The organism is Thermus tenuipuniceus (assembly GCF_002964845.1).
In the GTDB taxonomy this organism is placed as follows: Bacteria; Deinococcota; Deinococci; order Deinococcales; family Thermaceae; genus Thermus; species Thermus tenuipuniceus.
In genome coordinates, this window is the sequence record NZ_PRDA01000007.1 from 17876 (window position 1) to 30459 (window position 12584).

Consider the following 12584-nt stretch of genomic DNA (forward strand, 5'->3'; position numbering starts at 1 on the left):
CCCACAGGGAACAGCTTGAGGACCTGGCTATGGCTCCTTGTGGTCTTGGCCCTGGGGGGGCTTTTCTACTGGGGGATGCAACGAAATCCCAAGGAGCTTCCCTCGGTGCTGGCCAAGGAGCGCCGTCCGGCCCCGGACTTCACCCTGCCCGTGCTTCCTCCTTACCAAAAGGAGTGGAGGGAAACCTTCAAGCTTTCCGACCACCTCGGTGAGAAGCCCATCGTGCTCAACTTCTGGGCCAGCTGGTGCTACCCTGCCTGCTACGAGGAGGCTCCGGTCCTCGAGGCCACCTGGCGCCGGTATAAGGACCGGGTGCTTTTTGTGGGTATCAACACCCAGGACAAGGAGGGGGATGCCTTGCGCTTCATAGAGCAGTTTGGCCTCACCTTCCCCCAGGTCTTTGACCCCAGGGGCCGGGTGGGGGTGGACTACGGGATGTACGGGGTCCCGGAGACCTTCGTCATCGACCGGGAGGGCCGGGTGGTGGTCCGCCACGCCGGGGCCATCGACCAGACCACCTTGGAGCAATACCTGAAGGAGGTGTTGCCATGAGGGTTTGGGCGCTTTTGTTCTTCCTGGCCCTAGGGGTTTGGGCCCAGGAAAACCCAGCCTCCCCACCCCCCGATCTCTCCCCCGAGGTCTTCGCCATCGCCCGGGAGCTTCGTTGCCCCGTGTGCCAGGGGGAGTCGGCGGCGGAGAGCAACTCCGGGGTGGCGGTGGAGATGCGGCGGATTATCGCCGAGATGCTTCAAGAAGGGAAGACGGAGGAGGAGATCAAGGCCTTCTTCGTGGACCGGTACGGGGTGTGGATCCTTTACGAGCCTCCCAGGCGGGGGGTGACCCTTTGGGTCTGGGTGTTGCCGGTTTTGGGCCTGGTTCTTTTGGGCCTGGGGCTTTTCGCCTACTTCCGGCCCAAGAAACCCTTGCCTCCTGAGCTTCTGGAGGAGGTGGAGCGCCGCCTTAAGGAGCCTCCCGCATGATGGCCACCCTTATCTTTCTGGTTCTATTTTTTCTTGGTCTCTACTTGGCTTTAAGGCCTCTTCGGGGACCCCGGGAACCCTTCCCCGAGCCTCCCCGGCGGGAGGAGCTTCTCAAGGAGCTCGAGGTCCTGAAGGAGGAGGTGAAGAGCCTGGAGGGGGAAGAGAGGAAGTTGGCCATGGCCCGGATGGTGGAGCTGGAACGGGCCTTGGACGGTTGGCGCCCCCCCGAGCCTCGTCCCTTCAATCCCTGGCCCGTGGCCCTGGCCCTGGGGGTGGTGGTCCTGCTGGGGGTGGGGCTTTGGCGCTACACCCTGCCCAGGCTTCCTGGGGAGACCACGGTGACCGCCCGGGCCGAAGCCCGGGAGCTTAAGGCGCTTCAGGACAAGGCCAAGCGCACCGGGGAGGTGGCGGACCTCCTGGCCTGGGGAAGGCAGGCCTATGAGCTCCAGGCCTTTGACCAGGCGGCGGAGGCCTACCTGGAGGTGCTCAGGAAGGATCCCACCAACATCGAGGCCGTGCGCCGGGTGGGAATCCTCCTCTTCATGGGGGGGAGGTTGGAGGAGGCCCAGATGTTCTTGGAGATCGCCCAGCACGCTGACCCCAAGGCCGCGGAGGGCTGGCTTTTCCTCGGGAACCTTTACTTCCAGAAGGGCCAGGCGAAGGAGGCCATTGCCGCCTGGGAAAGATATCTGGAGGTGGGCGGGGAGGCTAGGGAAAGGGTGGAGGGCCTCATCGCCATGGCCCGCGCCCAGGCCCAGGGGGGAATGGACGGGAAAACGGTCTACCAGGCCCGCTGTGCCGCCTGCCACGGAGCCGAGGCCCAGGGGGGAGTGGGGCCTAGGCTTAAGGGAAACCCCATCCTGAAAGCCCCGGAGGCGGTGAGGGAGATCGTGCTCAAGGGCCGGGGCCAGATGCCGGCGGTGCCCTTGGGCGAGGGGGAGCTAAAGGCCCTCCTGGACTACCTATCCGGCCTATGAGGCGGCGGGACCTTGTCTTCTACATCCCGGTGGCGATGGCCGGGGGGTTTTTCCTCTGGTTTGGGGTGCGCACCTATAACCTCCGCTTCCGCCCAAGGCCCGGGGTAGGAGAGCCCACCTGGAAGGAGGGGCCGAAGGTGGCGGTGGCCCGGCGGGGGGAGCTTGCCGTGTGGCAGGCGAAGCCCTTTGAGTACCCCTTGCCCTTGGGGCCCTTGAAGGCCTTTCTCCTCCGCCTTCCTGAGCCTGTCCTTGGGGGGCTTTCCCTGGGGGAGGAACACTACCTGGCCTTAAGCCGCATCTGCACCCACCAGGGGTGCACCGTGAACTATGTGCCCGACCCGGAGGCGGCCGCCATCCTCTACAACTTCCGTCACGAGCGGCCTTTCCTGGGCTGCCCCTGCCACTTTGGGGCCTTCGACCCCCTCCTTGGGGGAAAGGCGGTGTATGGGCCTCCCCGCTACCCCTTGCCCCGCCTGCGCCTCGAGGCGGAAGGGAACACCCTCTACGCCACCGGGTATGAGGTACCCTTGAGGCCTATGGAGGGTTCTTAGTCCGCAAGCCGCACCCGCACGAAGCGGTCCTTCCCCCGCTGGAGGATGCGGGGGCGGGAGAGGTCCACCTCGAGGCCCGCATCCTCTATAAGCTCCCCATCCAGCCTGAGGCCCCGGTTCTGGATGAGCCTTCGGGCCTCGGCGTTGGAAGGGGTGAGGCCTGCCAGGGTGAAAAGCCTCGCCACCCAGATGCGCCCCTCCTTGAGCTCGGAAGCGGGGATGACCACCTCGGGGATGTTCTCGGGAATGACTCCCTTGGCCACCTGGTCGTAGCGGGCCTCCGCCTGGCGTACGGCTTCCGGCCCGGCCTCCTTGTCCTTGCCCAGGGCTTCAAAGCTGTAGCCAAGGCTTTCGTAAAAGGCCCGGTCGATGCGGGCGGGGATGGTGGGGAGGGCGTAGGCGGCGGTGAGGAGGCGGGCCAGGATCCGGTGGGCGGGGACGGGACCCGCCTTTAGAAGGGTTTGGATCTCGGCCTCCTCCAGGTCGGTGAGGAGGCGGAAGTAGCTTGGGAGAAGGGCATCGGGCACCCACATGAGCTTCTTGAACATCACCTCGGGGGGCTCTGCCACCCCGATGTAGTTGTCCAAGCTTTTGCTCATCTTCTCCCGCCCGTCCAGGCCCACCAAAAGGGGCATGAGGAAGGCCACCTGGGGGGGTTGGCCGTAGGCCCGTTGTACCTCCCGGCCCACCAGGAGGTTGAACTTCTGGTCCGTGCCCCCCATCTCGATGTCCGCACGGATGGCCACGGAGTCGTAGGCCTGGGCGAAGGGGTAGAGGAACTCGTGCAAAGAGATGGGGATGCCCTCCTCGTAGCGCTTTTTGAAGTCCTCCCTCTCCAGCATCTGGGCCACGGTCATGAGGGAGGTGAGGCGCACCACCTCCTTGAAGGTGAGGCCTTCCAGCCACTCGGAGTTGTAGCGGAGCTCAAAGAGGTGGGGCTCCTGCCTGAGGATCTTCCCCGCCTGCTCCACGTAGGTTTTGGCGTTTTCCCGGGTTTCCTCGAGGGTCAGGGGAGGCCGGGTCTTGCTCCGCCCTGAGGGATCCCCGATCATCCCCGTGAAGTCCCCGATGATGAGCACCACCTTGTGCCCAAGCTCCTGGAACTGGCGCATCTTCCTCAGGACCACCGCATGCCCCAGGTGCAGGTCGGGCCGCGTGGGGTCGGCCCCCAGCTTGACCACCAGGGGACGGCCCTCCTTTAGTTTTAGGAGGAGTTCCTCCTCGGGGATGATCTCCTCGGCCCCCCGTTTGAGGAGGGCCAAGGCTTCTTCCGGAGAGGGCTTGGTGTCGGCGCCTGCCATGAGCCCAAGTATACTTAAGGCAATGCGGACCCTGCTCCTTGTGGCCCTGCTGGCCCTTGGCCTTTACTGGTATGCGGAGCGGTATGGCCTGGCCGTGGGCTACCCTCCCTTCCTGCCGGTTTTCTACTGGAAGTACACCGGGGAGGCCCAGTACCCCATCCGGGTGAGCGGCCTTTACGATGCGGTGAAGGTCAAGGTGTCCGGGAACCTCGAGGAGGGGCGGCTTTACGTGGCCCTCCTCCGGGACGGGCGCGTGGTGGGGGAGAGGGTCTACTCGGGGAGCTTCCAGGAGGAGGCGCGGTTTTCCGCAAGCCCCGGGGAGTACCTCCTCCGCTTCCAGCTTCAAGGAGCCAAGGGCCGGGTGCGCTACGACTGGGTCACCACCAAGTTTGCCCCTTAAGGCGGGGTATGCTACACTTAGGCTTGGTCTGCCCCTAAGGGGCACGAGGGGAGAACGATGGCGCAGAAAAAGCCCAAGAGGAACCTTTCCGCTCTTAAGCGGCACCGGCAGTCTTTGAAGCGCAGGCTTCGCAACAAGGCTAAGAAGTCGGCCATCAAGACCTTGAGCAAGAAGGCCGTGCTTCTGGCCCAGGAGGGCAAGGCCGAGGAAGCCTTGAAGATCATGCGCATGGCGCAAAGCCTGATCGATAAGGCGGCCAAGGGCTCTACCTTGCACAAGAACGCTGCCGCCCGCAGAAAGTCCCGGCTGATGCGCAAGGTGCAGAAGTACCTTTCCACGGTGAGCGCCTAGGGGGGAGGGCATGGGTAAGGGCGACCGTCGCACCCGCAGGGGCAAGATCTGGCGGGGCACTTACGGCAAGTACCGCCCGCGCAAGAAGAAGTAGGACCACCCCCTTGGGCAAAGCCAAGGGGTGGGATCCTTGGAGGCCGGAGGCCTAGGGGGTTTCCTCTAGGTGCTCTCCTCTTTTTCCATCTCCCAGGTAAGGTCCCTCAGGAGCCAGCCCCGGCCCGGGGGGGCGAGTTCTCCTGAGGCTAGGGCCTGCACCAGGTACCGGCGCACCAGGCCGATGGGTACCCCCGAGGCGATCACTTCCCCTAGGTTGTGGGTGCCGTCCAGGAGGGCCTGAAGCTGGCCGAACTCCTCCAGGGTCTTACCCTTCCTTCCCTGGTACTTGATCCTTAGGGCGTACCAGGCATAGCGGCGAAGGGGGTAAAGGTCCCCTTCCCTTACCCCCATGTAGGCCCGTTCCATGGCGATAAGGAGGGGCACGCCCCAGGCCTTGGCGGCCGCCCGGACGCTTCTCCCCCCCTGGAAGACCTCGTAGGGAGGCTTGGGCCGGATGGCCTCGAGGACCCGGCTGGGCGAGTCCACCAGGGTGCGGAACCGGTCCCATTCGTCGTTGACCCGGGCCCACTCCCCTAAGAGGGTGGAGAAGGGCATGAGGGGTTGGTCCGCAGCGGGCGGGGTTACCCCGAAGCGGAAAACCCCCTCCTGGGGATGCAGGGGGAAGCTGAAGAGGGCCTCGAGGCCTTCCCAGTCCAGAATGGCCGCCCCCACCACTTCCCCCCCGGCGAAGCGCAGGGAAAGGGGCAGGGAGCCCACGGAGAGCTCCAGGACACCGGAGCGCCGGTGGCCGTGGATCAGCTCCAAAAGCTCCACAAGGGGGATGGCGTTCAGGTTTCCTTCCAGAAGTATCCCTCCCCTATACCCAAGATTAGGGTACGCCCCTCGCCCCGGTAGCCCTCCAGGGCCTTCGCTACCTCCTCCAGCGTATCCTCCCGGGACAAGGCGGCCACGGTGGGACCTGCCCCCCCCACGAAGGCTGCCAGGGCTCCCGCCTCGAGGGCAGCTTCTATGGCCTCCAGCATCCCCGGCATCAAGTGGGCGCGATGGGGCTGGTGGAGGCGATCCCGGCAGGCTTCCCGTAGGGCCTCGAGCCTTCCTGAGTAGAGGGCAGCAGGCCAAAGGGCACTGCGGGCCAGATTGAACACCGCATCCTTTAAGGGAACCTTCTCGGGCAAGGCCGCCCGGGCCAGGGGGGTGGGCACTTCGTAAGGGGGTACGGCCAATACGAAGTAGACCCCTTGGGGCCTGGGAAGGGGGATGGCCAGGGGGGGATCGGCCAGGGCGGCCACGAACCCCCCGTAAACCGCCGGAGCCACATTGTCGGGGTGGCCTTCCAAGCTGGCGGCCACCTGGAAAACCCCTTCGCCTCCCAGCTTTCCCCCGGAGTACTGGTTTGCCAACGCTACCCCAGCCACCAAGGCGGCGGAAGAGCTTCCCATTCCCCGGGCCAGGGGGATGGGGTTGAAGGCCCGGATGAGGAGGGGTTCAGGATGCAGGCCTAAAGCCCGCATCCCTGCCCGGTAGCCCTGGTGGATTAGGTTGTCCGTCCCCTCCACCTGGCCTTCTCCCTCGTAGAGGAAGGCATCTTCCCCCGCGGGCTCGGCCTCTACCTCCAGGTAGAGGTCCAAGGCCACCCCCAAAGCGTCAAACCCCGAGCCCAAGTTGGCCAGGGTGGCGGGGACATAGAGGCGGGCTTTACCTTCCATACGGCTTACACCGCCCCCAGCATACCAAGGGCTTTCCTGGGGTATTGACAAGAAGAAGAAGAAGAAGCCCTATCTTAGGGGTGGAGGTGCTATAATAAAGCTGACACCTCTAGTAGCGCTTGTGGTGGTGGCTTACTGAGGATGGGTGTACGCTCAAGAGATCCCGCCTAAAGCTTTAGGAGGAGCTTGTGTGGTCGTGGTTTCCCAGGACAGCATCCACTCGGACCCCAAGGGTGGTTTTACCCCCCTTTGTGGGCCTGAGGCGTGCTTGGACCCGGGAAATGGGGGTGGGGGCAGAGGGGGTTCAGGCTGTAACAGGGTATGCCTTTGGTTATGCCGCACGTCGTGTTCCTACGTCAGCAAGCAAGTGTGTGAGCCTTTGCCGCCCCGATACGAGATGGTTTGCAGGGTTATTTCGGTGCCCGTGTGTCACGAATACTGCAACTGGCAGTGTCAGTGTAGGTAATCAGTGTAGGTAAGGGGGTGTAGGATGTTTACAACAAGAGCTTTTGTAAAGAGGGTCGTTTTCTTCCTAGTGGCCCTCCTGGCTTTAGCGGCCATTATCGCTGGGCAAGTGCCTCTGGGCTTCGTGGGGGCGTTCCTTTTGGGTGTTCTGTTAGGAATGGCCTTGGACTACGCCCTTTACGGTGAGGTGGCTTGGGTGGCCTCTCCTCGCGAGATCCTATTTGGTGCTGCTTTGGCTGGGCTCCTCTTTCTCGCGCTACTCCTTTGGAAACCCGTCTGGATTACGAATATTCTTGATAGCTTTCTTAAAGAACCAGCCTTTCTCGGCTTCGCCCTCACTGTCATTCTCCTAGGGCGTCCAAGGCGCTTGTGGCCCGGTAAGGGGACACAAAAAGGATAACTCAAAACTTGCACCTCCTGAATACCCTGCATAAACACTGCCTTTCCCCCAAAGGGGGAGGCCGGCGGTCCAAGGCCCCAAGCTCGGCCATGAGGACCCGCAAGACCACCTCCGGCAAAAGCGACCGCGCCGCCTCCCGTCCAGCTTCCCACCAGGAAACCTCCCCTCCCCCCGCGGAAGGACTTGCGCATCCAGGGGAGCGGGGAGGCCAAAAGACGCAGGGGGAGGAGGGAAAGGGCCTTCTCTCCCTTCCCCCGCCACACCCGGTAGGCCCAAGGGATACGCAGGTCCCCCAGGACCAGGTAGAGCACCACCAGAGGAGCCTGGGCTTGGGCCCCCGCTTGGGCCTGGTCTGGTGGAGGGCTTCCTGGGCCTTGTTGCGAGTCAGGCGAAGGAGGGCGCGGGTGGGCCAGGGGTAGCGGTTGAGGAAGCGGGAGAGGGTGGAGGGGGATTTGGTTTTGCTGTGCTGGGGCCTGGCCTTGCCGTGGCCGGTGAGAAGGAGGAGGAGAAGCGCTTTCTTCATCCGAAGGGAACCCGGCGGCCCTTTTCAAGTGGTCCCCCAGGTGCATGGGTATGCGTGGGGTGAATAGGTGCAAGTTTTGAGGTATCCTTTCCCTTGTATGGCTACAGTATTCGTTTGCACAGCTTTTGGTTGGGTAAACGAATGCTTTCCAAGGCAGGAGGAGAGATGTCGGACATATTGCGTGCGTTAAACAGGCATCTAAGGGAGGTTGCGCTAGCGGGTTGGTATATCTTGTTTCCTATCGCCTTCTTTAGGCTTGCTCACAGCGTTTTTACGCATTGGAGAGGTGGAACGTTTTCTGCAAACGACGCCTTTGTGGCCTTCGCTTTGGCCTTAATGGTTTGGCTAACCTATCGCTCTGTGGGCTTGTCCTATACGTGTGCCCTTGTGGCTGTGGCTTATATCGCATATTCTATGGCCAGTAGCTGACGGGCGCAGCTTGTGTAGGCAGGGGAAAAATACCAAACACATCGCGCTCGTTAGTAGACAAGCTTCGTAATCTAGACAATGTCATCCTAGACGTTGTGTTCCACAGCTTTTTGGCGGCTTTGCATTTTAAGCTCTGGTTAGATGTCTTTTACAACTTTTGCAACGGCTGGTCTAGGTCCGGAGATATTTTTGTGGTAGTCGCTCTATTTTTTGGCCTTTGGTTGGCCTACAGGCGTCTTGGGCTAGCTTATGGCAGTGCTCTTCTTGGAGCCATGATGGCAGCCTATTTTCAGTCCTCTAGATGAAGGTCAAGGCTCCTTCTTGGCCAGAGGTCAGGACTTTGCGTGCCTTGGGCAGGGCCTCGGCCACCTCCCGGGCTAGGAGGCCGACGCCTTTTTCCTCCGCCAGGAGGTCCCCCGCCAGGCCGTGGAGGTAAACCCCAAGCCGGGCGGCGTCAAAGGGGGAAAGGCCCGCCGCCAAAAGGGTAGCGATGGCCCCGGAAAGCACATCCCCCGTCCCCCCCGTGGCTAGGGCGGGGTTGCCCGTGGGGTTTACGGAGAGGCGGCCACCTTCCGCCACCACCGTGGGGTTTCCCTTGAGGACCACCACCTGCCCCGTGGCCTCCGCCAGGGCCTGGGCTGAGGCCAGGGGGTTCTGGGCGACCTCTTCGGGGCTCTTGCCCAAAAGCCTTCCTGCTTCCCCTGCGTGGGGGGTGAGGACAGCCCTCACCCCGGCCCGGCGGTAGGCCTCGAGGACCTCGGGGTGCAAGGCGTCCGCATCCAGCACCGTGGGGAGCCGGGCTTCCAAGGCCTTCAGGGCCCAGTCCTGCCCCCAGGCCCCCCCGCCCATCCCCACTGCTAGGGCCTCCACCCGCATGGGGGGAAGGGCGGGGGCCTCCACGGGATGGAAGACGGCCTCCAGGGGCTCCAAGGGGGTGCCTTCCGGCACCACCAGGTGCACCAGCCCCGCCCCCATGCGGTAGGCTCCCAGGGCGGAAAGCACCGGGGCCCCGGCGTAGCGAAGCCCCTCCCCCCTAAACCCTCCCAAAACCCCTACCCGGCCCACGCTTCCCTTGTGGGCCGTGAGGGGCCGCTTGGGCAGGAGGGGCAGAAGCCCTTCCGGCGTGGCGATCTCGGGAAGATCCTCCCGTTCCAAGAGGACTTTGGGCAGGCCGATGTCCGCCAGGAAGAGTCTTCCGCAGGCTTCCCGGTGGAGGAGATGAGGTGTTTTGAAGGCGGCGAAGGCCACGGTGGCCATGGCCCGCACGTGGGGGGAGAAGGGCAGGCCCGAGGGCAGGTCCAGGGCCAGGATGGGAAGCCCGGAGGCGTTCATCCGTTCCACCAAACCCGCATGGAAACCCTCTAAGGGGCCTTTCAACCCGGTGCCGAAGAGGGCATCCACCAGCACTTCCTCCCGGTTCCAGATGGCTTCCTCGAGGGGGCGGATCTCCAGGCCGTGGGCCTCGAGGGCCTCCCGGGCTAGAAGGGCGTCCCCCTCCTGGCCTTCGGCAGCATAGACCCGCACCGCCACCCCTTCCAGGAGGAGGTGCCGGGCCAGGACCAGGCCGTCCCCGCCGTTGTTCCCCTTGCCCGCCAGAACTACGGCGGGACGGTGGCTGAAAAGCTCCCAGTAGACCCGTGCCGCCTTCATCCCCGCCCACTCCATGAGGAGGAGGCTGGGGTAGCCCATCTCCGCCGCCTTCTGGTCGGCTTCCCGCATGGCCTCAGGGGTGAAGAGCCTCATGGCTTCCAGGATATCCCTGGGATTACCATGGCCGTATGGAGGGTCTAGAGGAGGCAAGAGAGAGGCTCAAAGCCGCCCAGAGGGTAGCGGTCCTGACCGGGGCCGGCATCTCCAAGCCCTCGGGCATCCCCACCTTCCGGGATGCGGAGGGGCTTTGGCGGGACTTCAACCCCCTGGACTACGCCACCCCTGAGGCCTACGCCAGGGACCCGCAAGGGGTCTGGGCCTGGTACGCCTGGCGCATTGCCAAGGTGCTGGAGGCCCGGCCCAACCCGGCCCATCTGGCCCTGGTGCGCCTGGAAGAGGAGGTCCTCTCCCGGGGTGGGGCTTTCCTCCTGGTCACCCAGAACGTGGACGGCCTCCACGCCCGGGCGGGGAGCCGGAACCTGGTGGAGCTCCACGGAAACATCCTGCGGGCCCGCTGTGAGGCGTGCGGGCATCGGTTCTTGCTTCCCGATCCTTTCACCCCTCCGCCCTTCTGTCCCCTTTGTGGGCATAGGGCCCGGCCTGACGTGGTCTGGTTCGGCGAACTCTTGCCCGAGGGCGCGTGGGAAAAGTCGGAAAAGGCCTTCGCTGAGGCGGATGTGGCCTTGGTGGTGGGCACCAGCGCCGAGGTGGAACCCGCGGCCTCCCTGGGGCGCATTGCCTTCGCAGGGGGGGGCTATCTGATCGAGATCAACCCCGAACCCACCCCTCTTACCCCTTTGGCCCACCTCTCCTTGCGCATGGGGGCGGTGGAGGGCCTAGCCCTCTTCCCGCCGCCCGCGGAAGACCAGGCGGAAGGGCACTTCCCTTAGGCCCAGGTCCTCGCCGATGCGGTTTTTGAGGTAGTTTTCGAAGGCCCGGGTCACGAACTCGGGGTGGTTCACAAAGAAGACGAAGGTGGGCGGAGCCACCTCGGGCTGGGTGGCGTAGAGGATCTTCAAGGGTTTGCCTTTGAAGTTGGGAAGCTGCACCCTTGCCGTCCACACGGCAAGCCAGCGGTTGAGTTCAGCGGTGGGGATGCGGGTGTGGTTGAGCTCGTAAAGCCGCACCGCCTCGCTGAAGAGCTTGTCCAGGTTTTGCCTGGTGATGGCCGAGGTGTACACCTTGGGCAGGTGCTCCAGGTGCGCAAGCTTTTCCTTGAGCTCCCGGCGCACCTTGGGAGCCTCCTCCTTCCTTACCAGGTCCCACTTGGTGATGACCAGGAGCACGGGCTTACCCATTTCCAGGGCATGGTTGGCCAGTTTAAGCTCCCGGTCCCCCACCTGGAAGGGGTCCACCACCAGGAGGACCACGTCCGCTTCCTCGATGGCCTTCAGACTCCGCCTTATGGCCAGTTCCTCCACCAGGGTTTCCGGGCGCTTGCGGATGCCCGCGGTGTCCACCAGGACGAAGTCCTGGCCGCGGAAGGAAAAGGCCACGTCGATGGCGTCCCGGGTGGTGCCGGGCTCCTCGGAGACGATGACCCGTTCCTCCCCCAGGATGGCGTTCAGGAGGCTGCTCTTTCCGGCGTTGGGTCGGCCCACGATGGCGAGCCGGATGGCCGCCACCTCGGGCTCGGATTCAATGTGCCGCACGGGGAGCTTCTGCCAAATGGCCTCCAAGAGGTCCTCGAGGCCCCGGGCGTGCTCGCTGGAGGTGGGGATGGGGTCGCCAAAGCCCAGGGCGTAAAGGGGGCCCAGGTAGGGCTCGTGCTTGGGGTCGTCCACCTTGGTGGCCACCAGGATCACGGGCTTCCCCTTCTTCCGCAGGTGCTCCGCCACCTCATAGTCCGCCTGGGTGAGCTCGGCGCGGCCGTCCACGGCAAAGAGGATCACTTCGGCATCCTCCAACGCCTGGTCCACCTTCTCCTGTATCTTCTTTTCCCAGCGGTCCCCCGACCAAAGCCCCCCGGTGTCCACCAGGAGGAAGCGACCCTTCTCGCTTTCCACCACCCCCTCCTTGAGGTCGCGGGTAACCCCGGGCACATCGGCCACCACCGCGCTCCTTTTCCCCAGGAGGCGGTTGAAGAGGCTGGACTTGCCCACGTTGGGCCGGCCTACGATGACTACCTTATGCATCCTCACCCCAGCAAACTGGGGTGGGGAAGCCCCCACCCCGCCTTTAATCAGTGTAGCACAGGGGGTATACTTTCGGGGTATGCAGAAGCTTGCAGGCTTCCTCTTACGGTCTTTGGGGTGGCGGTACCACATGCCGCCGCCTCCCAGCCGGAAGTACGTCCTGATCGGTGCCCCCCACACCTCCAACTGGGACTTTCTGGTGGGCATCCTCGCCCTATGGGCCCTGAGGATTCGCGCCCGTTGGCTGGGGAAGAAGGAGCTTTTCCGCCCTCCCTTGGGCTGGTTTTTGCGGCTTCTTGGGGGCATTCCCGTGGACCGCTCCCGCCGGAACAACCTGGTGGACAGCATGGCGGAGGTTTTCCAGCGGGAGGAGGAGATGGCCATCCTCATCACCCCGGAGGGCACCCGGGGGAAGGCGCCTTACTGGCGGAGCGGCTTTTACTACATGGCCCTGAAGGCCGGGGTGCCCATTGCCCTCGGTTACGTGGACTTCCGGAAAAAAGAGGTGGGGATCGGGGGATACCTCTGGCCTACCGGAGACATCAAGCGGGATTTTGAGGTCATCCGGGCCTTTTACCAGGACAAGGTGGGTTTGAGGCCCGGGAAACAAGGGCCTATCCGCATCCGCGAGGAAGTGGAGGAGGTGGCCTAGGCAGAAG

General features: G+C 64.0%; 15 protein-coding genes and 1 pseudogene. 10 read left to right on the top strand and 6 right to left on the bottom strand.

Annotation, left to right across the window (positions count from 1 at the left end; all coding sequences use genetic code 11):
- Positions 1-15 precede the first annotated feature (15 nt).
- From C2847_RS06810 to C2847_RS06825, 4 genes are read left to right on the top strand one after another with little or no spacing between them, the layout of a single operon-like run.
- Positions 16-552: a TlpA family protein disulfide reductase gene (locus C2847_RS06810; protein ID WP_105317760.1), complete on the top strand. Its 537-nt coding sequence runs from the start codon at positions 16-18 to the stop codon at positions 550-552.
- Positions 549-980 carry a cytochrome c-type biogenesis protein gene (locus C2847_RS06815; RefSeq protein WP_105317692.1) on the top strand — a complete coding sequence of 144 codons (432 nt, stop codon included), beginning with the start codon at positions 549-551 and terminating at the stop codon, positions 978-980. The genes C2847_RS06810 and C2847_RS06815 overlap by 4 nt, the downstream gene beginning before the upstream one ends.
- Positions 977-1957, top strand: a complete 981-nt coding sequence (locus C2847_RS06820; RefSeq protein ID WP_105317693.1) for a c-type cytochrome — start codon at positions 977-979, stop codon at positions 1955-1957. The genes C2847_RS06815 and C2847_RS06820 overlap by 4 nt, the downstream gene beginning before the upstream one ends.
- The gene (locus C2847_RS06825; protein WP_105317694.1) at positions 1954-2508 is read left to right on the top strand and encodes a Rieske 2Fe-2S domain-containing protein; all 555 of its coding nucleotides are present in this window, start codon (positions 1954-1956) and stop codon (positions 2506-2508) included. Before C2847_RS06820 ends, C2847_RS06825 begins: the two co-directional genes overlap by 4 nt.
- Here C2847_RS06825 and tyrS read toward each other — a convergent pair.
- The gene (gene tyrS / locus C2847_RS06830) at positions 2505-3809 is read right to left on the bottom strand and encodes a tyrosine--tRNA ligase (protein ID WP_105317695.1); all 1305 of its coding nucleotides are present in this window, start codon (positions 3807-3809) and stop codon (positions 2505-2507) included. The genes C2847_RS06825 and tyrS overlap by 4 nt on opposite strands.
- Positions 3810-3831: 22 nt before the next feature.
- Between tyrS and C2847_RS06835 the strand changes: the two genes are divergently transcribed.
- The 3 genes from C2847_RS06835 to C2847_RS06845 are packed head-to-tail and all read left to right on the top strand — an operon-like array spanning position 3832 to position 4654.
- Complete coding sequence (locus tag C2847_RS06835) at positions 3832-4209, top strand: hypothetical protein (protein ID WP_105317696.1); 378 nt, start codon at positions 3832-3834, stop codon at positions 4207-4209.
- A gap of 57 nt (positions 4210-4266) precedes the next feature.
- The gene (gene rpsT / locus C2847_RS06840; protein ID WP_105317697.1) at positions 4267-4560 is read left to right on the top strand and encodes a 30S ribosomal protein S20; all 294 of its coding nucleotides are present in this window, start codon (positions 4267-4269) and stop codon (positions 4558-4560) included.
- A gap of 10 nt (positions 4561-4570) precedes the next feature.
- Positions 4571-4654: a 30S ribosomal protein THX gene (locus tag C2847_RS06845; protein WP_008632889.1), complete on the top strand. Its 84-nt coding sequence runs from the start codon at positions 4571-4573 to the stop codon at positions 4652-4654.
- A gap of 65 nt (positions 4655-4719) precedes the next feature.
- Here the strand turns inward: C2847_RS06845 and C2847_RS06850 are convergent, their stop codons facing one another.
- Positions 4720-5460, bottom strand: a complete 741-nt coding sequence (locus C2847_RS06850) for a DUF4388 domain-containing protein (protein WP_105317761.1) — start codon at positions 5458-5460, stop codon at positions 4720-4722.
- Positions 5445-6323 (bottom strand): homoserine kinase, encoded by an 879-nt coding sequence (gene thrB / locus C2847_RS06855; protein ID WP_105317698.1) that lies wholly within the window; start codon positions 6321-6323, stop codon positions 5445-5447. Before thrB ends, C2847_RS06850 begins: the two co-directional genes overlap by 16 nt.
- Before the next feature lie 490 nt (positions 6324-6813).
- Here thrB and C2847_RS12280 point away from each other — a divergent pair, with 490 nt between their 5' ends.
- On the top strand, positions 6814-7188 hold the full coding sequence (locus tag C2847_RS12280) for a hypothetical protein (protein ID WP_164835665.1): 375 nt from the start codon (positions 6814-6816) through the stop codon (positions 7186-7188).
- A gap of 173 nt (positions 7189-7361) precedes the next feature.
- Here C2847_RS12280 and C2847_RS12580 read toward each other — a convergent pair.
- Together C2847_RS12580 and C2847_RS06875 are read right to left on the bottom strand one after the other, a co-directional pair.
- Positions 7362-7705 (bottom strand): annotated as a pseudogene (locus C2847_RS12580) (transposase); the annotation flags it as partial.
- A 732-nt stretch (positions 7706-8437) separates the two neighbouring features.
- Positions 8438-9883 carry an NAD(P)H-hydrate dehydratase gene (locus C2847_RS06875; protein WP_105317701.1) on the bottom strand — a complete coding sequence of 482 codons (1446 nt, stop codon included), beginning with the start codon at positions 9881-9883 and terminating at the stop codon, positions 8438-8440.
- Between the two features lie 35 nt (positions 9884-9918).
- On the opposite strand from C2847_RS06875, the gene C2847_RS06880 reads away from it, so the two are divergent.
- Entirely contained in the window at positions 9919-10680 is a 762-nt protein-coding gene (locus C2847_RS06880; protein ID WP_105317702.1) for an SIR2 family NAD-dependent protein deacylase, read from the top strand.
- On the opposite strand, the gene der is transcribed toward C2847_RS06880, so the two are convergent.
- A complete protein-coding gene (gene der, locus C2847_RS06885) occupies positions 10627-11925 on the bottom strand; it encodes a ribosome biogenesis GTPase Der (RefSeq protein WP_105317703.1) in 1299 nt (432 codons plus the stop codon). The genes C2847_RS06880 and der overlap by 54 nt on opposite strands.
- Before the next feature lie 79 nt (positions 11926-12004).
- On the opposite strand from der, the gene C2847_RS06890 reads away from it, so the two are divergent.
- Positions 12005-12577, top strand: a complete 573-nt coding sequence (locus tag C2847_RS06890) for a lysophospholipid acyltransferase family protein (protein WP_105317704.1) — start codon at positions 12005-12007, stop codon at positions 12575-12577.
- Positions 12578-12584: the final 7 nt, after the last annotated feature.